Genomic DNA, 22,650 nt, shown 5'->3' on the forward strand with positions numbered 1-22,650 from the left:
CCTCTCTGAACTGTCGTTGGATTCCTACTGCGTGACTGAAGCGCGGTGGGCGACGGCGGCAACCCGTGAGGCGGTCATCTGACCCATCCGGATGGCGCCGTCGACGTGCTGGTACCCCTGGGCCGCCAGGTCGGAGGAGCTCCAGTAAATGGGGCCCACAGGCTGATGCTGGTCCTTGCCGTACCGGTGCAGGCCGCCGAGGTCGTAGCTGGAGGCGTAGGCGCCGCGCGTCCACTCCTCGGCGCCCCAGTCGGACTCGAAGTACACCTCGGGTTCCAGTGCCTTGTCGCCCAGGAAGGCCGCGACGGATTCCAGGATGGTGCGCTTGCGCTCTTCGGCGCTCAACTCAAAAACGGCGTCGGCTTTCTCGTCCGAGACGAAACCCACCAGCGTGCCGCGGGAATCCCCGTGGTTGGTGTTGTCGTAGACCTCCTGCACCAGCGAGCCGGCGCTGAAGCAGGTGCCGGAGAGGCCCTCCTCGCGCCAGAACGGGGTCTTGTAGACGGCGTGCACCTTGATGACCAGGCCCAATGACTGGTGCTGGTGCATCTGGTGCTGGCGGCGCGGCAGCGGCGGATTGAAGGAGACCCGCGAATAGAGGTTGGGCGGCACCGCCATGATCACGTAGCGGGCATTCACCGTGGCCCGTTCCGACACCACAGTGACGCGCGGGCCGCCGTCGCGCTCGTCAGTCCAGTTAATGGTGCGCACCGGGCTGTTAAGAACGACGTCGTCACCCAGTTCGCGTGCCTGCAGCAGCGAGACCTGCTGCATGCCTCCCACAACCCGTTTGTCCAGGATGAAGTCCTCATCCGTCAAGTGGCTGAAGGAGCCGGCGGAGGCGGCCATCAGGACAGCCTGCAGCGCGGAGAATGCGTGCGCGGGTTTGGTCAGCATGCCGCCGGCGATGAACAGGCCGATGTTGTTGCACGCCTCCTCATCCGGGGAGTTCTGGCGGAGCCAGTGGTGGAAGGAAATGGTGTCCAGCTCCCGGGCCTTGGGATGCGCCCAGGGCTCGGTGGGTCCGATTTCCGCCGCCAGCCCGTCCAGCAGGCCGATCAGCTTGTCCATTTCCGCTGCCGTGGTGTCGCTGACCGGGAAGGAGTCACCGGTGTAGCGGGTCTTCCTGCCATCGGCGCCGATGTAGATCGACTCGCCTTCGCGGTAGCGGGAGTACGTTTCCAGGCCCAGCTCGTCGAGGAGTTCCAGCAGCACGGTCTGGTCCGGCGAGACCCACTGGCCGCCGATTTCCAGCATGGCGCCGTCAATGGTGTCCGTCCAGGTGCGGCCGCCCACCCGGTCCCGCGCTTCCAGCACGGCGACGCTGAGGCCTGCCTTTTTCAGTTGGCGGGCCGCGGTAAGTCCCGAGGGGCCAGCGCCTACGACGACGACGTCGCGGTCAAGTTCCAGCATGATGTCCTCTCTGTGGCCGCAGGAGTGATGCGTGCCACTAAATGAATACCATTCATTTAGGAAAATGATAGCGCTTCCGTCGCCGTCGCGGAAGGGGTCAATGGAATAATGCTGGGGACCCCGCCAGCAGAAAGGCCGACGATGCCGGCAGCCGCCCGCCAGAACACCCAACCCTCCGCAGACTCGCGCGAAGCAGCGGCTCAGCCGAAGCGCCGCGCGGGCCGGCCGGCCTCGGCGGTACTAGACCAGGCGGTGATCACCGCGGCAGCGTTGCGGCTGATCGAAAAGAGCGGCTATGACGGCCTCACCATGGCCGCACTGGCCCGCTCACTGGATGTGGCGCCGTCGGCCCTTTACAACCACGTGACGTCCAAACGGGACGTGCTGGTCCTGGTGGAAGACCATCTCGCGGCCCTCGTGGACGTGTCCGCGTTCGGCCGTGGACCGTGGGACGAAGCCGTACGACGGTGGGCGTGGAGCTATCGGGACGTTTTTTCCCAGCACACGCCGCTCATCCCGGTGATCGCGGTCCTGCCAGTCACGGACGCGCCTCAGACCCTGGCCATGTACGAGACGGTCAGCGAAGGGCTGCGGGAGGCCGGCTTCCCTGAGGAACGGATCATCTCCTCGATCGTGGCGCTCGAGTCCTTCATTTTCGGCTCGGCCTTCGACGTCACGGCTCCGGCGGACATCTTCGATCCGGGCAGCATGGCGGAATCCACGCCCAATTTCACGGCCGCGGTGCAGAGCCTCGCCGAACAAGGCCACGAAAAGCCCGCTGACATCGCCTTCAGCCTGGGCCTGGAGGCATTGATTTCGGGGCTCGGGGCGCTGCGGAACTAGGAATGTTCACTTTTGACCAGCTGGCAGGGTTCATTGCCGTCGCGGAAGAACTTCACTTCGGCCGGGCCGCAGAACGGCTCAACATGACCCAACCGCCCCTGAGCCGCCAGATCCAGAAGCTTGAAAAGACCGTGGGCGCGGAGCTGCTGGAACGCGACAACCGGAAGGTCCGCCTGACGGCCGCGGGCAGGGCTTTCCTGGAGGAAGCCCGGCGGCTCATGGCACTGGCCGATCGTGCGCCCCTCACGGCACAACGAATCGCGTCCGGCAGCTCCGGCCTGATACGGATCGGCTTTACAGCGGCCAGCGGCTTCAGCATCCTGGGCCCGCTCCTGGAGAAGATTTCGGCAGGGCTGCCCGGCGTGGATATCGACCTGCAGGAACTCGTGACGGGTGAGCAGGTCGCCGGGCTGCAATCCGGCGAGCTCGACCTCGGCCTTGCCCGGCCTCCAATCAACAGGGACATTTTTGCTTCGCACGTGCTTCAACGCGAGACGATGGTGCTTGCTGCGCCGTCCGGGCACCCCCTGACGGAACTCAACCGGCCCGTCAGGGAGGACGACCTCAAGGACGTGCCCCTCATCATGCATTCACCCGGCGAGGCCAGCTATTTCTACGACCTTGCGGTCAGGATGCTCCAAATCCAGCATGCCAACGTGGTTCACACGGTCAGCCAGATCCTCACTATGGTGTCCCTGGTTGCGGCGAAGCGCGGAGTAGCCCTGGTCCCCCGTTCCACTTCCCTTCTTGGCGTTCAGGGCGTCGACTTCGTGCCGCTGGAAGGCAGTGCGAACTACCCGGTGGAGCTGCACGCCGTCTGGAACCGCAGTATCACCAACCCCGCCCTGTCCCAGACCCTGGCAGTCCTGGGGTACCAGGACGATTGAGTCCGGCTGCCCCGGGACGGGTGGCCGGTAAGCGATACCTTGAAAGCATCAAAGGATACAAAAACAGCCTTGGACAGGCATCACACGGCTCCCTAGGCTGAAGGGTAAGACATCACCTGCCGCACCGCTGCGGCGCCGACATGGAGGACAATCGTGGCCAAACACTCACCCCAGGAACTCGCCAGTGTTCTCAAAGACGGGTTGCTCTCCTTCCCGGTGACCTCGTTCGATTCGCAGCTCCGGTTCGACGAGGAAAACTACCGCAAGCACCTTGCCTGGCAGGCCAGCTACCCGGTGGCCGGGCTCTTCGCCGCCGGCGGCACGGGCGAAGGCTTCTCCCTCACGCCGGCTGAATCCGCCCGCGTTGTCCGCGCCGCCGTCGAAGAAGTCGGCAGCATAGTCCCCGTCCTGGCGTCAGCCGGCGGTTCCACGGCCCAGGCCATCGAAAACGCCCAGGCCGCCGAAGCGGCTGGTGCGGAGGGCATCCTGCTGCTGCCGCCGTACCTGACGGAAGCGGACCAGGCCGGCCTGATCGAGCACGTCAGCGCCGTCTGCAGTTCCACCTCGCTCGGCGTCATCATCTACAACCGTGCCAACGCGATCTATAAGGACACCACCGTGGCCGCCCTGGCCGACCGCCACGAGAACCTCATCGGCTTCAAGGACGGCGTGGGCGACCTCGAACACGACGCCCGCGTTTACGCCAAGCTCGGCGACCGCCTCTTCTATCTCGGCGGCCTCCCGACGGCCGAGACCTTCGCGCTGCCGCTGCTGCAGCTGGGCATGAGCACCTACTCCAGCGCCATGTACAACTTCGTCCCGCAGTTCGCCCTGGACTTCTACCAGGACGTGCGCAACCACGACCGCGTGGCCGTCAACAAGAAGCTCAACGACTTCGTCATTCCTTACCTGGATATCCGCGACCGGGTCAAGGGATACTCCGTTTCCATCGTCAAGGGCGGACTGGACGCCATCGGGCGCTCTGCCGGCGGCGTCCGTCCCCCGCTGCAGAACCTGGCTCCGCAAGACCTGGCAGACCTCAAAGCGCTCATCGCCACCGTCTCCTGATCCACTGTCTCCTAGGAGTAACCACCATGACACTCACCGGACATTCCCTGATCGCCGGGCAGGCCGTCGCTGGCGAAGGCAAGACTGCCTTTGGCTTCAACCCCGCCAGCAACGAACAGCTTGACCCCGCCTACACCCTGCTTACCGAGGACCAGCTCAAGGCAGCCACCGCCGCGGCCGCCGACGCCTACCCGTCCTTCAGCACCCTCGATCCCGAGACGCACGCCGGCTTCCTGGAAGCCATTGCGGACAACATCGAGGCCATCGGTGACGAACTGATCATCCGGGCAGGCCAGGAGACCGGCCTGCCCGCGGCCCGGCTGCAGGGCGAACGCGCCCGCACCACCGGCCAGCTCCGCCTGTTCGCCACGGTGGTCAGGCAGGGCGATTTCCGCGGCGTCCGCATCGATCCGGCTTTGCCGGAGCGCACGCCGCTCCCCCGCGCCGACATCCGCCAGCGCCAGATTCCGCTGGGACCGGTGGCCGTCTTCGGCGCCAGCAACTTCCCGCTGGCCTTTTCGACGGCGGGAGGAGACACCGCCTCGGCTCTCGCCGCGGGGTGTCCGGTGGTCTTCAAGGCCCACAACGCCCACCCGGGCACGGGCGAACTCGTCGGCCAGGCCATCGTGAAGGCCGTTGGCGACTCAGGTCTGCACCCGGGCGTCTTCTCGCTCATCTACGGCCCCGGCAGCAGCATCGGCCAAGCCCTCGTGGCGGACCCTGCCATCAAGGCCGTGGGCTTCACCGGCTCGCAAAGCGCCGGCATCGCCCTGATGCGCACCGCGGCGGCACGGCCCGAGCCCATCCCGGTCTATGCGGAAATGTCTTCGCTCAACCCGGTCTTCGTCTTCCCCGGCGCCCTCAAGGGTGATGTCGACGCACTCGCCCGGCAGTACGTCGCGGCCGTCACCGGAAGTTCAGGGCAGCTCTGCACATCCCCCGGCCTGCTGTTCGCCCCGGCCGGCGAGGCAGGCGACAAACTGGCTGCCGCCGTCGGACGCGCAGTCTCCGCCTGTGCCGGCCAGACCATGCTGACCGCCGGCATCGCCGGTTCCTGGAACGACGGCGCCGAGGCGCTCGGCGCCGCCCCCAACGTGACCGTCGTCGGCCAGGGCACCCCCGGTCCCACCGAGAACGCGCCGGCGCCCACCATCTTCGGCACAGGCATCGCGGACTTCGTCGGCAACCAGGTACTGCACGCCGAGATCTTCGGCGCTGCCAGCCTGGTGATCCGCTACTCCACCGCCGAGGAATTGATCCAGGCGGCCAACCGGATCGAGGGCCAGCTCACCGCTTCCCTGCAGCTCACCGAGGAGGACTACCCGACGGCGGCGCAACTGCTGCCCGCCCTCGAACAGAAGGTGGGGCGGATCATCGTCAACGGCTGGCCCACCGGCGTTGAAGTGGGACATGCCATGGTCCACGGCGGCCCCTTCCCCGCGACGTCGGACACCCGCACGACGTCGGTGGGCACCCTGGCCATCAACCGCTTCCTGCGGCCGGTCGCGTACCAGAACCTGCCCCAGGAACTGCTCCCCGCTCCGTTGCAGGATGCGAACCCGTGGCACCTTAACCGCCGGATCGACGGCACCACCGCCGTCGTATAGAAGGGCACACTTTTGGGCGGCGTTGTCTCTGGCGTATTGATCGTCACTGCCGTTATTGCCGTGGGCTATTTCGCCGCCCGCTTTCGGATCCTGGGACCGGAAGTCCAGGGTGCGCTCACCCGAACCGCCTATTACGTCACCAACCCGGCACTGCTGTTCACCGTGGTGGCCGGCAGCGATATCCGGGCGGCCCTCGGAACGGACGCCCCGCTGGCGCTGCTCTCGGCAGCGATAGTGGGGCTTCTCTATTGCCTGGCAAGTTTCCTGTTTTTCCGCCGGCCCGCGGCGGAAACGGCAGTGGGTGCCATGGCCAGCAGCTATGCCAATGCGAACAACATCGGCATTCCGGTGTCGCTCTATGCCGTCGGAACCGCGCAGCACGTGGCGCCCGTGCTCCTGGTGCAGATTCTGGTGATGGCGCCGTTCTATCTCACGGTGCTGGGCCTGGTTTCCGGATCCAAAATCTCCTGGAAGAAGCTTCTCCTTCAGCCCTTCGCCAACCCGATGATCATCGCCTCAGGACTGGGTGCAGCGGTGGCCCTGACGGGCTGGAGCGCCCCGGACCTCCTGCAGAAACCCATCGACATGCTGGCCGGAGGGGCGGTGCCGATGGTGCTGCTGGCCTTCGGGCTGTCACTCGCCGGCCGGGCCCCGCTGCAAAAAGACGATGGCCGCATCGAGACCCTCGTGGCCACGTTCCTGAAGATCGCCGGAATGCCGCTCATCGTGTGGGTCCTTGGCCGCTTTGTCTTCGGCCTGGAGGGGCAGCACCTGCTGGCCAGCGTCATCATGGCCGCACTCCCCACCGCCCAGAACGTGTTCCTCTTCGCCTCCCCCTACGGTCGCGGCATGACCGTGGCGCGTGACGTGATCCTCTGCACCACCTTGCTGAGCATCGGTGCGCTGCTCGTGGTCGCGTGGCTGGTGGGCTAGGCACGCCAATCACCGTCGGCTTCCCTAATTGTACTTGTAATACAAGTTGATAACTTATAGCATAAGAAGTGCGGGCGATGATGCCCCTTTCCGATTCCGAGGAGCAGCCATGAGCACCGTAGATCTCATTCGCCATGTGAAACTTTCCACCGCCAGGCTTCCCCTCGCCGTGCCGATCAGCGATGCCAAAGTATTCACCGGCCGCCAGAAGCCCATGACCGAAGTGGTGTTCCTGTTCGCTGAAATCACCACCGAGCAGGGCCACAGCGGCATCGGCTTCAGCTACTCCAAGCGCGCAGGCGGACCGGCCCAATACGCGCATGCCAAGGAGGTGGCCGAAGGAATCATTGGTGAGGACCCCAACGACATCGGCAAGATCTACACGAAGCTGCTCTGGGCCGGCGCCTCCGTGGGCCGCTCGGGCGTGGCCACCCAGGCGCTGGCCGCCATCGACATCGCGCTCTACGACCTCAAGGCCAAGCGCGCCGGGCTTCCCCTGGCCAAGCTCCTGGGCTCATACCGCGACTCGGTCCAGACCTACAACACGTCCGGCGGCTTCCTGAATGCCTCCCTGGATGAGGTCAAGGCCCGCGCCACCCGGTCCATCGATGAGGGAATCGGCGGCATCAAGATCAAGGTGGGCCTCCCCGACAGCAAGGAGGACTTGCGCCGCGTGGCCGGAATCCGCGAACACATCGGTTGGGACGTGCCGCTTATGGTGGACGCCAACCAGCAGTGGGACCGCGCCACCGCCCTGCGGATGGGCCGGCAGCTGGAGGAGTTCAACCTCATCTGGATCGAAGAGCCGCTGGACGCCTACGACTTCGAGGGCCACGCCCACCTGGCCAACGTCCTGGACACCCCCATCGCCACCGGTGAAATGCTGGCCTCCGTGGCTGAGCACAAGGGCCTGATCAACGCCAACGGCTGCGACATCATCCAGCCTGATGCGCCGCGCGTCGGCGGCATCACCCAATTCCTGCGGCTGGCTGCACTGGCGGACGAGCGGGGCCTGGGCCTCGCACCGCACTTCGCCATGGAAATCCACCTGCACCTCGCGGCCGCCTACCCCCGCGAACCGTGGGTGGAGCACTTCGACTGGCTCGACCCGCTGTTCAACGAGCGCCTCGAAACCAAGAACGGCCGCATGCTGGTTCCGGACCGCCCGGGCCTTGGCGTGTCCCTCAGCGACCAGGCCCGCGCCTGGACCACCGAGTCCGTGGAGTTCGGCGCGTAACCTTGAACGCATGAGCCGGAACCTGACCGCGGACCTCGCCGCCGACCTTCGCACGCGCATTGTTGACGGCGTCATCCAGCCCGGCGACAAGCTGCCCAGCGAAAACACGCTGATCGGCGAATTCGGCGTCAGCCGCACCGTGGTCCGGGCAGCCCTGACCCGGCTGCAGGCAGAGGGGCTGGTGGAAACCGAACGCGGGCGGGGAAGCTTCGCGCTGACCCCGCCCCCGGCCGGTGATCCGCAGGCCCCCGGCGGCCGGCCGGTGACCAGCCTGGAGGACCGGCTCCACCTGCTCGAGTTCCGGATGGGCGTCGAAGCGGAGGCTGCAGCCTTGGCCGCCCGCAACCGGACGGACCGGCAGCTGAGGGTAGTGCAGAAAGCGCTGGAGGACTTCACATCCAGCAGCGGCCACCCGGCGCATGCAATGAAATCCGACTACGAATTCCACAAGGCCATCGCCGCCGCGTCGGGAAACCCCTTCTACTCGGACTGCCTGGCATCACTGGGCCAGACCATGATCGCCATGCCCCGCACCCGGCTGATGACCGGCGACGAACACTACGCCCGCGACCACTTCGACCAGGTGGTCCATGAGCATGAATCGATCTATGCGGCCATCGCGGAAGGCGACGTGCCGTCGTCGTCGGCTGCCATGCGCAGCCATCTGGCCAACTCGAGGCGGCGGCTCCGGGCCGGCCGCTAGGCCACTTCCCGCCGCCCGGTTATCCCGATCCCGATGGCGCCCGGCCGGACCTCCGCAGCATGGCCTCCTCGAGGAGCGCCACCACGGTGTACAGGATGATCGAAACGAGCGTGATCACCACCACCGATGCCCACACCTCGTTGTTCCTTGCCCGGGACACGGCGGAGATGATGGCGTAGCCGATTCCCTTGCCGGTGGCGAGCCACTCCGCCAGCAACGCGCCTGTGATCGCCCCCGGAATGGAGACCTTCACTGCCGTGAAGAACGCCGGCAGGGACGAGGGCAGCGCAACCTTCAACAGTGCAGTCCAGCGTGAGCCGCCGTAGACATCGATCACTTCGATCATGGCCGGGGACGCCGAGCGAAGCCCGAACACAATCGTCACCAGCGCGGGGAACAGCACCACGATGCCGCCGATGGCAGCAACCGCCGGTTCCTGGCGGCCGAAAATCAGGATGATGATGGGCGCCAGCGCCACGAGCGGAACCGAGCGCAGCAGCATGGCAACCGGCATCAGGGCGTTCTCCACACCACGGAACAACACAAACACACCGGCAATCACAACCGCTCCCACCATTCCCGCGGCGAAGCCCAGGAATGCGTCCACCATGGTTTGGCCGAGGTTTTGCAGGATTGCCTGCCGGTTGGCCTCCGCTGCCGGAACCGAGAACAGGAAGTTGAAAACGTCCAGCGGTCCTTTGCCAACGAACGGCGAGATGTTGAAAACCCTCAGCAGTGCAACCCACAGCAGCAACACCACCGCGAGGGAAACCAGCAGGCCGACGACCGCGCGCCACGCGCCCTTCAGTGCGGCCAGGCCGGCCGCCGATCCCGGTGTCATCCTGCCGCCCGGCGCCCGGAGGACCACGGCGTCACGAATCGAGCCAGCAGCGCAAACACGCCATAGCCGGCACCGGCAAGCAACCCCGCCACCAGGGCAACTCCCCACGCCCTGGCAATTTCGAGGTTCTGTTGCGCGTTGACCAGCGCCGGGCCGATCCCGCGGTCCACGCCTCCCACATATTCGCCCAGGACGGCTCCCAGGACGGCGGCCGGAACGGCGATCTTCAATGCGTTCAGGATTCCCGGCAGGGCGGAGATGAGCTGTACCTTGACCAGCTGCTTCAGCCGTCCTCCGCCGTAGACGGCGACGAGATCCAGGCTTGCCCGGTCCGCGCTCTTGAGCGCGGCCAGCGCGCCCACCACAGTGGTGAAGAAGACCGAGATGCCCGCCAGCAGGACGGCCGTGCCTGAGGATTCCCCCCGTGCGGGCGAGCCGATGACGATGAAGGCCAGCGGACCGATGGCAACGATGGGCAGGCAATAGCTGATCACTGCCAGTTGGGTGACCAGCCGTTCAAGGGAGGGAAACACCAGGACAGTCGCGGACAGCAGCAGCGCGGCTGCGTTCCCCCACAGGTACCCCGCAGAAGCTTCCGCCATCGTCACGGCAAGGTTGGGCCAGTAAAACCCGACGCCGTCACTCGCCAGCTGTCCCAGAACTTCCGGGGGCGTCGGCACGGCGCCGCCGGATCCGTCCGTGCTGGCGCCCACTCCGGAAAGCACCGTCGCGGCCGCCAGCCACCAGAGCGCGACCGTGGCCGCCACGCCGATCCCGGCCGCAGCCCACGGCGGCAGCGGCCGGGCCGCCGTCGTACTTAACAGAAAAGACCGCGTCACGGTGACTCCTCTTCCTCAGGGGGCGCACCGGCGTCGCCGAACAGAAGTTCGGAGGCCCGGTCGCACAGCGCATGGAACTCCGGCGTCCGCATCATTTCCGGCGTCCGCGGCCGCGGCAGGTCCACGGTGATGATCTCCTTGATCCGGCCCGGACGGGCGCTCATCACAGCCACCACATCGGAGAGGAACATGGCCTCCGCGATGCCGTGGGTGACCATCAGGGTTGTGGCGGGCTTTTCCGTCCAGATCCTCAGCAGTTCCAGGTTCAGCCGTTGCCGGGTCATGTCGTCCAGCGCCCCGAACGGCTCATCGAGCAGCAGCACCGACGGCTTGAGCGCCAGGGCACGTGCAATGGACACCCGCTGGCGCATGCCGCCGGACAGCTGTGCCGGCTTGGCCTTTTCAAAACCCTTCAGCCCGATCAGCTCCACCAGGTCGTCCACCATGGCGTGGTCAACCGGAAGGCCGGCCACCTCAAAGGGCAGCCGGATGTTGGACACCACGCTCCGCCAGGGCAACAGCGCGGGATCCTGGAAAGCGATCCCCAGCTCGTGCCGGGTCCGCAGCTCGGCCGGTGTGTGACCGTCCACCGTCACGTCTCCGGTGGTGGGGGTTTCGAGCCCGGCCAGGATCCGCAGGATGGTGGACTTGCCGCATCCTGAGGGTCCCAGCAAGGAGAGGAACGTCCCCTTGGAAGTCATCAGGTTGGCATCTTCCAGCGCCACCACGCTCTTCCTGCCCATCCGGAAGCTCTTGCCCAGGTTGCTGAGCGATATGCCGGTTCCGGAAAGCATTCCCCCGGCCACGGCTTCCGTGCTCACTTCAGTCATGCGTCCTACTTCAGGTCCGGGTTCTCGGCATAGACCTCGTCGAGGAGGCTCAGGTCAAAGATCGCGTCTGCGGTGGTGTCGTAGCCGGCGAGCTTGAGGATCTCGATGTTCTTGTCCATCAGCTCCTTGGATACCGTGAACAGGCCGTTGCTGTCCGTCTCCGGCGTGGCAATGAGCTTGGTGTTCTGGGCTTCCGCCTGGCCTTTTTCCTTGGCAATGGTCAGGCCCAGCTCCTTGCCATAGACCTCGACGGCGAGCCGGGCAGACTCATCCGGATCGGCCAGGGCGTCCTTCCAGCCCTTGATGGTCGCCGCCAGGAAGGCCTTCAGCTCCGGCCTCTTGTCCTTGATGGACTCGTCCGTGACCACGAAGCTCTCGGCAACGAAGGGCAGGCCATTGTCCGCAAAAGGCAGGACCGCCGTCTTGTGTCCGCCCAGTTCAAGCGTGAGCACTTCGTTGGTCAGGTACGCGAAGAACCCCTCGACGTCGCCGTTCAGCAACGGCTGCGGATCGTATTGCACCGGTACCTTGGTGACCTTTGACGGGTCGATCTTGTTGACTTCCAGGAGGGCATCGAACAGTGTTTCGTTCACGCCGGCCTGCACGCCAATCTTCTTGCCCACAAGGTCCTCCGGGGCAGTGATCGAGTTGGCCGCCAGCGAAACGATGGTGAATGGGTTCTTCTGGTAGGTGGAGCCGATGATCTTCAGCGGCGCTCCCTCGTTGAGGACCACCGGAGCCACTCCCACGGGCGACGACGTGCCCACCAGCGCCTTCCCGGAGAGGACCATGGTCTCCGCCGAGGCCCCTCCCGGACCGCCGGCGATCAGGTTGACGGCGCTGAAACCCGCGTCCTTGTAATAGCCCTTGCTGTCGGCAAAGTACTCGCCGGCGAACTCCGCGTTCTTCAGCCACGACAGCTGCACCTCCAGGGTGCCGAAATCGGCCGCCGCGCCTGAAGCCGTGCCTGAGGCAGCCGGGGCGGCGGATCCCGACCCGCCTCCGCAGCCGGTCAGCGCCACCAGCGCCGCCGATGAAAACCCTGCCAGCACCATCCGCCGCGATGGGCGCGGGGCGCCTTTGTCCGAACTGAAAGCCGTCATTCTTCTTCTCCAAATCGGGAGGCGGTCAGGTATGCAGGCGGCCTCGCAGGCCGTCAGGCTCCGACACTATGGAACGGTTGTTTCAGGAATCAGCCCGAGCCGTTTCAGCGAAGTTAACTGTCGTTTAGCAGCAGGGGCGCTGGTCCCGCGGGCGGCGGGCGGGCTGCGGGCTGCGGGCGGCGGGATGCGCTGGATAATGACGGTCCCGTCAAAAAGGGCCGCGTTAAAGCAAAAGAGCCCCGGTCCTAAGACCGGAGCTCTTCATTTGCGTGCGCGAGGGGGGATTTGAACCCCCACGCCCTTTCGGACACTGGCACCTGAAGCCAGCGCGTCTGCCGTTCCGCCACTCGCGCGCAACTTCTTTCACCCGACAGGAGCCCGTTTTCCGGACTGCCAGCCTCGTAAAAGCAGCGAGATCAAGCATAACGGACAACCATGGCAAAACACCAATCGGGCTCTGCGGCTGCCCCTGCGGGCCGAATCGTCCCGCGCTCTGCGCCCCGGATATGCCCTTGGAATGGCGCAGTCCGCCCCGGATCGGCCCCAGCCGATCCGAACTATTCTCCCCGCCCCGGCGTTGTGCATTAAGGTCATTCACAGCCCCGCCCAGTAGTATCAGGTGTAGGAGTGCCCGCCCCCGGCGCACTTCCGGCAGTGTTGTGAACTGAGTTCCGAGTCGTGTGCTGCCCCGCAGCCGTCAGGAGAGGAGAGATGCCATGGGAATGCTGGACAAAGTCGAGCGCGGCATCGAAAAGGCCGTCCGCGGTGTCTTCTCCACCGGTTCGCGGGCCCAGGTTGAGCCTGTGGAAATCGCCAGCCGCCTCCGCCGGGAGGTGGACCACAAGGCCATCACCATCGCCGCCGGGCGCACCCTCGCACCAAACGTGTTTGATGTCCGCCTCAGCGAAGACGACTTCAAGCGCGCCCAGGAGTGGGGCACGCCCCTGGCCGAAGAACTCTGTGATGTGGTGATCAACCACGTACGCAGCCAGGGCTACACACTTCAGGGTTCAGTCCGCATTTCCTTCCGGCGCGACGGCGAAATCCGCGCCGGCGATTTCGAAATCGATTCAAGGACGGAAAAGGCCTCCGGTTCTGCCGCGGCGCCTCCCGTGCCGCGGAACAACGTGCCCGCTGCGCCCAGCCGCCAGCCCGTGCGGCTTCAGCCGGTCCTGGACATTGACGGCCAGCGCTACTCACTGAACGCCGCATCGATCGTGCTGGGCCGGTCCTCGGAGGCGGACATTCTGGTGGACGACACCGGGGTCTCGCGCCGCCACCTCGAAATCCGCACCACGAACGGCACTACAGAGGCCGTCGACCTGGGATCCACCAACGGCAGCTACGTCAACGGACGCAAGGTCGTCGGCAGCGTCGACCTTACCGACGGCTCCACCATCACGATGGGACGGACCAAAATCATCTTCCGCCTTTTGCCCGCCAACTCCGGTGGCCGCCCGTGAGCGAACTGACTATTACGGCCCTGCGGTTCGGGTTCCTCCTGCTGCTCTGGGTCCTCATCATCAGCATCGTGTCCGCCATGCGCCGCGACCTGATGATCGGCAGGAAAGCCGCAATGGGCGCTCCCACCGCCCGCCAGGTACGCAAGCACCCCGAACTGGCCGAAACCGCCCCGCCGCCCGCGAAACAGCAGGCCCGCCAGCTGGTTGTCACGGAGGGTCCGCTTAAGGGCCACACCATTCCCCTCGCAGACAGCCCCATCCTGCTTGGCCGCGCCCAGGAGGCCACGCTGGTCCTGGAGGACGACTACGCGTCAGGCCGGCACGCCCGGCTCTTCCCGCAGGGCAGCCGCTGGTTCATCGAGGATCTTGGCTCGACCAACGGCACGTACCTGGCCAATCAGCAGCTCACCCGAGCCCTCCCGGTGGAGCTCGGTGTCCCCGTGAGAATCGGCAAGACGGTCATCGAATTGAGGCCATAGCCGTGGCCGTCCCGGAAATCCCCGCCGACAAGGGCTCCACCCCGACGCGGCCGCTCATCATGCGCTACGCCGCCCGCTCTGACGTGGGACGAATCCGAGCCAAAAACGACGACTCCGCCTACGTCGGCCGCCATCTGGCCATTGTGGCGGACGGCATGGGGGGCCATGCCGGTGGTGACGTGGCTTCCGCGGCAACCGTACTGGACATGCTCCACCTGGACCACGGCAATTACGACGGCGATGCCGGGACCGTGCTGGCGGATGAAATCCAGACCGCAAACTCCCTCCTGTCGGAACTGGTCCACATCAATCCCAAGCTCGCCGGCATGGGGACCACCGTCACCGCGCTCCTCCTGGCGGAAGGCAAACTGCACTTCGCCCACATCGGCGACTCCCGGGCCTACCGGCTCCGCAACGGCGAATTCAAGCAGATCAGCGTCGACCACACTTTTGTGCAGAGGCTCATCGACGAAGGCCGGCTGCGCCCCGAGGAAGCGGAAACCCACCCGCACAAAAATGTCCTGATGCGGGTTCTGGGCGACGTCGACGCCAGCCCGGAACTCGATCTGGCCACCCTTGACGTCGAACCCGGCGAACGGTGGCTGCTCTGCTCGGACGGCCTGAACTACGTTGCGGGACACGTCGTGGAACGCACGGTCCGCGAAACCAAGGATCTGCGCGAATGCGTCGAAACGCTCGTTGATCTCACCCTTGAAGCCGGCGCACCGGACAACGTCACGGTCGTCATGCTCGAAATCGCGGAACAAACGCCCGACGACGTCCGCACGGCCGCCGTCGAGATCGTCCCGCCCCTTGCCGGCGCGGACGAGACGACAAAGGCCGACTCTCCGGACAAGACGGCCACTCCAGCCGACGCCCCGTCCCCGGCCCCGCTTCCGCAGGACGCCACGCCGAAAACTGCCGAACATACGGGCGGCACCGACTCCGGCGGAGACGACGCCGGCTCCGGGCCGGCAGCCAAGCCGGGTGAACCAAGCACCACCACGGACCCGCATCTGGGCGAGCACCTCTCTGCAGCCGTCCTCCGCGAGGAACTTTCCACACGTCCCCACGAGCTGGTCGGCGCCGCCGCCGCCGCTGCCGAATCCGGGTCCATTCCCACGATTGCCGGCCGCACCGTCGCGCGCCGTGCCGCGACCGTCCTTACCCACAAATCGGATCAGGACCGCGAGGAAACCGACGAATACAAACCCGCCGCCAAGCCGCGCCGCTGGGTCACGATCGCCACGGCGGCGGCCCTGCTCGTCATCCTCAGCGTCGGACTGTGGCTCGGCTACGCCTGGACCCAGACGCGGTACTACATCGGCGAATACGATTCGCGGGTTGCCATCTACAACGGCGTCTCCCAGCGTCTGGGACCAATCCAACTCTCAACGCTGGAGACCGTAACGGACATCCGCATGTCCGACCTTCCGGAGTTCTCGCAGCAGCGGGTCCGCCAGACCGTGCCGGCACGCGACCTCTACGACGCACAGCGGATCGTCAAGAACCTCGACCTGACCGGGACGACGTCTCCGGCGGAGGATTGCGCCAGCGCCTCAGCGACGCCCACTGCCTCCCCGAGCGCTTCGGGCGCCGCGCCGGCTCCCGGCGGCACGGCGGCGCCCCCCGGATCACCGTCGCCCTCCGCTACCCCCAGCCCGTCCACCAAAGCTTGTGAGGAGGCCAAGTGACACAGATTGAGCCCACCCCCAAGCCGCGCAGGAACACCGAACTGGTACTCCTGATCCTTGCCCTGGCCGTGGGCATCGGCGCCAATGCCCTGGTGGGCGTGGACCAGGAAAAAGCGTTCGACCAGGATTTCTGGTTCCAGTCCAGCCTGCTCGCTGCCGCCGCCCTCGTTTTCCACATCGTGCTGCGGATCCGTGCTAAATATGCCGATCCGGTTATACTTCCACTGGTTGTGGCCCTTAACGGCCTGGGCCTGGCCATGATCCACCGGCTGGATGCCCCGGGGGATGATACAGGCAACAACCAGCTCCGCTGGACCCTGATTGCCATGGCCGTGGCCATCGCGGTCATCTGGTTCCTCAAAGACCACCGGATCCTCCGCCGGTTTACGTTCATATCCTTGGCCGCCAGTGCGCTCCTGCTCATTCTGCCGCTGATCCCGGGCATTTCCGCCGGCGAAATCCTCGGTGCCCGTGTCTGGATCAAGCTGGGCCCGATGACCTTCCAGCCGGGCGAAATCGCCAAGATTACCTTGGCCATATTCTTCGCCGGGTATCTTTCCTCCAACCGGGACCTGATTCTCCTCGCGGGCCGCAAACTAGGCCCGTTGCAGTTCCCGCGGGTCAAGGACATGGGCCCGATGATCACCGCCTGGCTGGTGAGCATCGGAGTGCTGATCTTCCAGCGGGACCTGGGTTCCTCCGTGCTGTTCTTCGGCCTCTTCATTGTGATGATCTACGTGGCCACGAGCCGGATCAGCTGGGTAGTGATCGGTGTGGCCCTGATCCTGGGCGGCGGATACGTGGCCTCCAAGGTTTTCTCCCACGTTGGCCTCCGCATCGACGGGTGGCTGAACGCCTTCACGGACGAGGTGTACGGGCGGCAGTTTGGCGGTAGCTTCCAGATTGTGGAAGGCCTGTTCGGCATGGCCAACGGCGGCCTCGTGGGCACCGGCCTTGGCCAGGGCCGCCCGAACCTGGTCCCGTTTGCCAACAGCGACATGATCATCGCTTCCTTCGGCGAGGAACTCGGCCTGATCGGGCTCTTCGCGATCGTCCTGATGTACCTGCTGCTGTTCACACGCGGGTTTCGGGCGGCCCTGGGAACACGGGATGCCTTCGGGAAGCTGCTGGCCTGCGGCCTGTCGTTCGCCATCGCGCTTCAGTGTTTTGTGGTAATTGGCGGCGTGACGCGGCTGATTCCGCTGACCGGGCTCACCACACCCTTCCTGGCTGCCGGCGGTTCCTCGCTGCTGGCCAACTGGATCATCGTGGGGCTGTTGCTAATGATTTCGCACGCCGCCCGTGGCCCGGTGGACACCACACCCATGCCGCAGGGTGCAGGGCCCGGTGAACAGAAGCCTGTTCCGCCTTCCCCGCCGCGCCCGGCCAAACAGCCCGGCCGGAAGCCCTCGTCCGCCCATCCCGACGCGCCAACTGAAGCGGTGAAACAGCTGTGAACCACGCCATTCGGAATTCATGGATTGCCGCCGTGGCCATGTTCGCTCTGATCTTCGGCGCCCTCAGCTATGTGCAGGTGGTGGGTGCCGACGAACTGCAGGCCAACCCCTGGAACAAGCGCGCCATCCTACAGAACTACTGCAACGACCGCGGAGCCATCATCGTGGGCGGAAAACCCATCGCGCAGTCCGTTGCCGCCTCGGAAAGCTGCAAGTTCCAGCGCACCTACACCGAGCCCGAGCTGTACGCCGGCATCACGGGGTACTTTTCGAAGAACTACGGCGTCACAGGTCTGGAAAGTTCCCTCAACGAGCAGCTCGCTGGCAGCTCGGACCAGCTCTTCCTGGACCGCGTGGGCCAGCTGTTCCTCGGCAACCAGCCGAAGGGCGCCTCGGTGGAACTCACACTGGACCCGGCTCTCCAAAAGCTGGCCTATGACTTGATTCCAGACGGCCAGCGCGGCTCCATCGTGGTGACGAACCCGAAAACGGGTGACATCCTGGCCATGGTCTCCAAGCCGTCCTACGATCCCAACCTGATCGCAACCCAGGACGCGGCTGCCGAGGCTGCGAATTTCAACGAGCTGAACAAGGTTCCCGGGATCAACCTGAACCCGAATGTCAGCGGGCCAACCGGTGCACTTTTGGCGCCCGGCTCGGTGTTCAAGCTGGTGGATACGGCCGCCGCGCTCAGCTCGGGCAAGTACAACAAGGACAGTGAGCTGCCCAACCCCGCCGAGATGAGCTTCCCCGGAATCCAGTACAAGCTGCCGAACTACGCCGGGGGCAACTGCTACACCCAGAACACGGCGAGCTTCGCCTTCGCGCTGCAGCAGTCCTGCAACACACCGTTCGCGTCCATTGCCCGGGACCTGGGCCAAAAGGCCATAGCCGACCAGGCCGCGAAGTTCGGCTTCGGGGAGGACCTGGGCGACCAGCTGAAACTGGATTACGCAAAGAAGGCGTTCCCGGAGGAGGAGCTGGACCCGGCAGGGCTCGCCCAGTCCGCCATCGGCCAGCGCGACGTGCGGGCTACTCCGCTGCAGATAGCGCTGATGACGTCCGCCATCGCCAACGGCGGAGTCCAGATGAGGCCCAACCTGATCAAGACGGTGCGGTCCCCGGACCTGAGGGTCATCAGCGAACCGAAACCAGAGGTTCTGCGGACCTCCACCAGCCCGGAGATTTCCCGGCAGATCACCGAGTGGATGACCAGCGTAGTCAGTGAAGGCATCGGCCGCGGGGCCGCCGTGCCGGGCGTCCAGGTGGCCGGCAAGACCGGCACTGCCGAGCTGGGAACCGACGGCTTGAACAATTCATGGTTTACCGGGTTCGCCCCGGCCAACGACCCCCAGGTGTCGGTGACCATCGTCATGCAGGGCGTGGACATCACCACCGGTGCACAGCTAACCAGTCCGAACGCGAAGAAGATTTTTGAGGCGGTGTTGAATAAGTGAGGCCTACATCAGGGATCACCCTCGGCGGGAGATTCCAGCTGACCACGCGTATTGCGATTGGCGGGATGGGAGAAGTCTGGAAGGCCAAGGACCTTATCCTTGGCCGGATTGTCGCCATCAAGGTGCTCAAAGAGGAGTACACGGGCGATCCCGGGTTCCTCCAGCGCTTCCGTGCCGAGGCTCGCCACACGGCGCTGCTGAACCATGTGGGCATCGCCAACGTCTTTGACTACGGTGAAGAGGAGGGGTCGGCGTACCTGGTGATGGAGCTGGTCCCGGGCCAGCCACTGAGCAGCATCATCGAACACGAACAGGTCCTTTCGCCGGACCGGACGCTGTCCATGATTGCCCAGACAGCCCGCGCCCTCTCGGTGGCCCACTCACAGGGCCTGGTGCACCGTGACATCAAGCCCGGCAACCTGCTGATCACCCCGGATGGCCGCGTCAAAGTCACAGACTTCGGCATCGCCCGGCTGGCGGACCAGGTCCCGCTGACCCAAACCGGTCAGGTCATGGGCACGGCCCAGTACCTCGCACCGGAGCAGGCAACCGGACAGACCGCCACCGGCGCCTCGGACATCTACTCGCTCGGCGTCATCGGCTACGAGTGCCTCACCGGGCATCGCCCGTTCTCCGGTGAATCGCAGATCGCCATTGCGCTTGCCCAGGTCAATGACGCGCCGCCGCCGCTGCCGGAAACACTGCCGACGCCGGTGCGGGCGCTCCTGATGTCCATGCTCGCCAAGGATCCCAAGAACCGCCCGGCCAACGCCATCAAGCTGTCCGAGGCAGCGGAAGCCATCCGCAACGGTGACATCGCCGCTGCGCATGCCGCCGTTCCCGGAATGCTGCTTTTCGAAGCGGCCACGGGACCAATCACGGCTCCGGTGGACATTCCCACCGCCGCCACCGGCGTCATTGAATCACCCGAAAAGGACAAATCGACGACGGCGACTTCCGCGCTTCCGGTGGTCGGCGCCGCGGGCGCCGGTGCGGCCGCAGGACTCGCCGCCGGAGCTGCTGCCGGGGCAACCGGTCCGGGCAAAACACTGTCACGCGCCGACGCCCTGGCCGCCCAGCGCAGCTGGGACCAGGAAGAGGAGCAGGACCGCTACGACGAACCGGTGGACGAGCCGCAGCGCAAGGGCCGGAGCCCGTGGACGTGGCCGCTCATCGCCCTCATCGTGCTCGTCCTCTTCGCACTGGTGGGTGTCCTGCTTACCCAGGCAGGCATCTTCTCCCCGTCCGGCCCGGCCGAGTCCTCGTCCACGTCGAGCAGCGCCAAGCCCAGCAGCACCAGCGCCTCACCGACGTCCACTTCGGCCAGCCCCACACCCAGCAGCGCGAGCCCGACGCCCACTCCCACGCAGTCGACCCCGGAAACCATCAACCTGATCCCTGATGCCTACCTGGGCCAGCCGTACAACACGGTCCGCAGCCAGCTCGTCGGCCTGGGATTGACCGTCAAGGGCGACCCGGTCTTCAGCGACGCAGCGCAGGGCACGGTCACCAACATCGAGCCTTCCGGCCCGGTAGCCCCGGGCGAGACCATCACGGTCACCTATTCCAAGGGCCCGGACCCGAGCCAGGAGTCTTCGGTGCCCGCGATCGGCGTCGGCAGCTCCGAGGCCCAGGCGCAGAAAGCGATCGAAGACGCCGGATTGCGCTGGGTAAAGGGAGCAGACGTACCCGGCAGCGCCGGGCAAAAAGCCGGCACCTTCGTCAGTTCAGAGCCGGGCGCCGGACAAAAGGTACCCGCCGGATCCGTAGTGACCTACCACCTCGCCGCTGAACCCGTGCCCACCCCGAGCACCTCGACGACGAACTAAGGCGCACCGTGCCGAACTCACCCCGTCTCCCGTCGCACAGAGAGGACAGCCTCCCAGTGAACACCCAGCGCGTCCTCAACGGACGGTACGAACTCGGTGAGCTGATCGGCCGCGGCGGTATGGCGGACGTCCACCGGGGCGTTGACACCCGGCTGGGCCGGACAGTGGCCATCAAGCTGCTGCGCCCGGACCTTGCCCGGGATCCACAGTTCCAGGCACGGTTCAAGCGCGAAGCCCAGGCCGTGGCGGCGTTGAACCATCCTTCGATCGTTGCCATCTACGACACCGGGGACCATGCTGTGCCGGGCGGGCCCGAGGACACGGTCCGGGTGCCTTACATCGTGATGGAATTCGTGTCCGGGAAGACCCTGAGGGATCTCATCCGGGCGAAGGAAGTCAGCATCGACCACGCCATCGACTTCACTCTCGGCGTGCTCTCCGCGCTCGAGTACAGCCACCGGGCGGGAATCGTGCACCGGGATATCAAGCCCGCAAACGTGATGTTCTGCGAAGACTCGGACACCATCAAAGTCATGGACTTCGGGATTGCCCGGGCCATGGCCGATTCGTCCGCCACCATGACCCAGACCCAGGCGGTCGTTGGCACGGCGCAGTACCTTTCCCCGGAACAGGCACGCGGTGAAACCGTGGACGCCCGGAGTGATCTGTACTCCGCGGCGTGCCTGCTGTACGAAATGCTGACGGGGCGGCCTCCGTTCATCGGTGACAGTCCAGTATCTGTCGCCTACCAGCACGTCCGCGAGATTCCGGAACCGGCCAGCAGCCTCAACCCCGAGGTGTCGGAAGCCCTGGACAGCGTCCTCTCGAAGGCCCTGCAGAAGAACCGTGCTGACCGTTTCCAGGATGCGGCCGCTTTCCAGCGGGCACTTCGAGCGGCCCGCAACGGCATCCCCGTTCCCGAGGTGGCGGCGGGCGAGGCCCCGACGGATCCCAACAACACGGTCCCGGCCGGGGAACGGACGGCCCTTGCCGCGCCGTACTCGCTGACGGGGGCAAGCTTCCTCGATGATTCACCGAGCGGCCGGCTCCGGCCCGTCCATGACACCCTTGGCGACGACCAGGCGATTCCCGCGCAGGTTTACGAACCCTCGGAGTCCAGCGATCTTCCCCTCGGGTTTCCGCCGGAACGTGAGCGCACCCCCCGGCAGAAGTCCCGCCGTCGAACATGGATCGCCACCTTGGTGATCTTCACCCTGCTGGTCCTGGCCGGCGGCGGCCTCTGGCTCTACAACATGATGAACCAGGCGCCCCCTCCAGTGGCGAAGGTCGATGTGCCGGCCGTTTCGGCGCTAACGGAGTCCGAGGCGCTGCAGCGGCTGTACAACGCCAGGCTGAGCCCGCAGATCACCAGGCTGCCGCACGACACCATCACGAAGGGCACGGCCATCGGCACGGTGCCGGCCGCCGGCACCGCCATGGAACCTGACTCGAAGGTGACCCTGAACATCTCCGACGGCCCGAGCGCCGTAAAAATCCCGGACGACCTGCCGGGGCGGACCGAAGCAGCGGCCCGGGATGTTCTTCGACAAATCGGCCTCGCCGGCGCCCCCGGAACCACCATGGCCAACAGCGCCACCGTTCCCACCGGAATCGTGATCACTACCAAGCCGGCGCCGGGCCAGACGGTCGCGGTCGGAAGCACCGTGGAAATCGTGGTGTCCACCGGCAAGGTGGCCATGCCAGAACTCCGCGGACTGCCCAGGGCGGAGGCCGAGACGGCGCTCAAGAACCTTGGACTTGGCATCGACGTGAAGGAAGTGGAGAACTCTGAGGTTGAACCGGGAAAGGTGACCGAGCAGAGCGACGCCGTCAACTCGCTGGTGGAGCAGGGCAAAACCATCGCCATCGTTGTTGCCAAGGCGCCGGCGCCCAAGCCCACACCAACCCCGACGCCGACGCCGACTGAGACGAGCCGTACCCGGGGATAGCCGCCCCGCGGCGCCCGA

The 22,650-nt window shown here is 65.8% G+C and carries 19 protein-coding genes and 1 tRNA gene; 14 read left to right on the plus strand and 6 right to left on the minus strand.

Annotated features, from left to right (window positions below; all coding sequences use genetic code 11):
* Positions 1–24: 24 nt before the first annotated feature.
* Complete coding sequence (locus JOE31_RS01260; protein ID WP_280872516.1) at positions 25–1,584, minus strand: NAD(P)/FAD-dependent oxidoreductase; 1,560 nt, start codon at positions 1,582–1,584, stop codon at positions 25–27.
* Between JOE31_RS01260 and JOE31_RS01265 the strand changes: the two genes are divergently transcribed.
* The 7 genes from JOE31_RS01265 (at position 1,555) to JOE31_RS01295 (ending at position 8,691) form a co-directional block, all read left to right on the plus strand.
* Entirely contained in the window at positions 1,555–2,256 is a 702-nt protein-coding gene (locus JOE31_RS01265; protein WP_245198898.1) for a TetR/AcrR family transcriptional regulator, read from the plus strand. The genes JOE31_RS01260 and JOE31_RS01265 overlap by 30 nt on opposite strands.
* A 2-nt stretch (positions 2,257–2,258) precedes the next feature.
* Complete coding sequence (locus JOE31_RS01270; protein ID WP_209741780.1) at positions 2,259–3,143, plus strand: LysR family transcriptional regulator; 885 nt, start codon at positions 2,259–2,261, stop codon at positions 3,141–3,143.
* 153 nt (positions 3,144–3,296) lie between these two features.
* Positions 3,297–4,211 (plus strand): 5-dehydro-4-deoxyglucarate dehydratase, encoded by a 915-nt coding sequence (gene kdgD, locus JOE31_RS01275; RefSeq protein WP_209741781.1) that lies wholly within the window; start codon positions 3,297–3,299, stop codon positions 4,209–4,211.
* Positions 4,212–4,237: 26 nt separating this feature from the next.
* Entirely contained in the window at positions 4,238–5,818 is a 1,581-nt protein-coding gene (locus JOE31_RS01280; protein ID WP_209741782.1) for an aldehyde dehydrogenase (NADP(+)), read from the plus strand.
* A gap of 12 nt (positions 5,819–5,830) precedes the next feature.
* On the plus strand, positions 5,831–6,751 hold the full coding sequence (locus tag JOE31_RS01285; RefSeq protein WP_209741783.1) for an AEC family transporter: 921 nt from the start codon (positions 5,831–5,833) through the stop codon (positions 6,749–6,751).
* 109 nt (positions 6,752–6,860) lie between these two features.
* On the plus strand, positions 6,861–7,988 hold the full coding sequence (locus tag JOE31_RS01290) for a mandelate racemase/muconate lactonizing enzyme family protein (RefSeq protein ID WP_209741784.1): 1,128 nt from the start codon (positions 6,861–6,863) through the stop codon (positions 7,986–7,988).
* A 10-nt stretch (positions 7,989–7,998) separates the two neighbouring features.
* A complete protein-coding gene (locus tag JOE31_RS01295; RefSeq protein WP_209741785.1) occupies positions 7,999–8,691 on the plus strand; it encodes a FadR/GntR family transcriptional regulator in 693 nt (230 codons plus the stop codon).
* Between the two features lie 19 nt (positions 8,692–8,710).
* On the opposite strand, the gene JOE31_RS01300 is transcribed toward JOE31_RS01295, so the two are convergent.
* From JOE31_RS01300 to JOE31_RS01320, 5 genes are all read right to left on the minus strand, one after another.
* Positions 8,711–9,532: an ABC transporter permease gene (locus JOE31_RS01300; RefSeq protein WP_209741786.1), complete on the minus strand. Its 822-nt coding sequence runs from the start codon at positions 9,530–9,532 to the stop codon at positions 8,711–8,713.
* Entirely contained in the window at positions 9,529–10,371 is an 843-nt protein-coding gene (locus tag JOE31_RS01305; RefSeq protein ID WP_209741787.1) for an ABC transporter permease, read from the minus strand. Before JOE31_RS01305 ends, JOE31_RS01300 begins: the two co-directional genes overlap by 4 nt.
* On the minus strand, positions 10,368–11,201 hold the full coding sequence (locus JOE31_RS01310; protein WP_209741788.1) for an ABC transporter ATP-binding protein: 834 nt from the start codon (positions 11,199–11,201) through the stop codon (positions 10,368–10,370). The genes JOE31_RS01305 and JOE31_RS01310 overlap by 4 nt, the downstream gene beginning before the upstream one ends.
* A 5-nt stretch (positions 11,202–11,206) precedes the next feature.
* Positions 11,207–12,304: an ABC transporter substrate-binding protein gene (locus JOE31_RS01315; protein ID WP_209741789.1), complete on the minus strand. Its 1,098-nt coding sequence runs from the start codon at positions 12,302–12,304 to the stop codon at positions 11,207–11,209.
* Positions 12,305–12,574: 270 nt separating this feature from the next.
* Positions 12,575–12,657, minus strand: a tRNA-Leu gene (locus JOE31_RS01320).
* Positions 12,658–13,020: 363 nt separating this feature from the next.
* On the opposite strand from JOE31_RS01320, the gene JOE31_RS01325 reads away from it, so the two are divergent.
* Genes JOE31_RS01325 through pknB form a run of 7 tightly spaced genes read left to right on the plus strand, consistent with a single transcriptional unit; the run spans position 13,021 to position 22,632 of the window.
* On the plus strand, positions 13,021–13,767 hold the full coding sequence (locus JOE31_RS01325) for a DUF3662 and FHA domain-containing protein (protein WP_209741790.1): 747 nt from the start codon (positions 13,021–13,023) through the stop codon (positions 13,765–13,767).
* Complete coding sequence (locus JOE31_RS01330; protein ID WP_209741791.1) at positions 13,764–14,246, plus strand: FHA domain-containing protein; 483 nt, start codon at positions 13,764–13,766, stop codon at positions 14,244–14,246. The genes JOE31_RS01325 and JOE31_RS01330 overlap by 4 nt, the downstream gene beginning before the upstream one ends.
* Positions 14,247–14,248: 2 nt before the next feature.
* Positions 14,249–15,940 carry a PP2C family serine/threonine-protein phosphatase gene (locus JOE31_RS01335; RefSeq protein ID WP_374100791.1) on the plus strand — a complete coding sequence of 564 codons (1,692 nt, stop codon included), beginning with the start codon at positions 14,249–14,251 and terminating at the stop codon, positions 15,938–15,940.
* Positions 15,937–17,397: an FtsW/RodA/SpoVE family cell cycle protein gene (locus JOE31_RS01340; RefSeq protein WP_209741792.1), complete on the plus strand. Its 1,461-nt coding sequence runs from the start codon at positions 15,937–15,939 to the stop codon at positions 17,395–17,397. Before JOE31_RS01335 ends, JOE31_RS01340 begins: the two co-directional genes overlap by 4 nt.
* Entirely contained in the window at positions 17,394–18,854 is a 1,461-nt protein-coding gene (locus tag JOE31_RS01345) for a penicillin-binding protein 2 (protein WP_209741793.1), read from the plus strand. The genes JOE31_RS01340 and JOE31_RS01345 overlap by 4 nt, the downstream gene beginning before the upstream one ends.
* Positions 18,851–20,683 carry a protein kinase gene (locus JOE31_RS01350; RefSeq protein WP_209741794.1) on the plus strand — a complete coding sequence of 611 codons (1,833 nt, stop codon included), beginning with the start codon at positions 18,851–18,853 and terminating at the stop codon, positions 20,681–20,683. The genes JOE31_RS01345 and JOE31_RS01350 overlap by 4 nt, the downstream gene beginning before the upstream one ends.
* Positions 20,684–20,739: 56 nt before the next feature.
* Positions 20,740–22,632 carry a Stk1 family PASTA domain-containing Ser/Thr kinase gene (gene pknB / locus JOE31_RS01355; RefSeq protein WP_307864348.1) on the plus strand — a complete coding sequence of 631 codons (1,893 nt, stop codon included), beginning with the start codon at positions 20,740–20,742 and terminating at the stop codon, positions 22,630–22,632.
* The last annotated feature ends 18 nt before the right edge of the window (positions 22,633–22,650 follow it).

Source organism: Arthrobacter sp. PvP023 (assembly GCF_017832975.1).
Classification (GTDB): Bacteria; Actinomycetota; Actinomycetes; order Actinomycetales; family Micrococcaceae; genus Arthrobacter.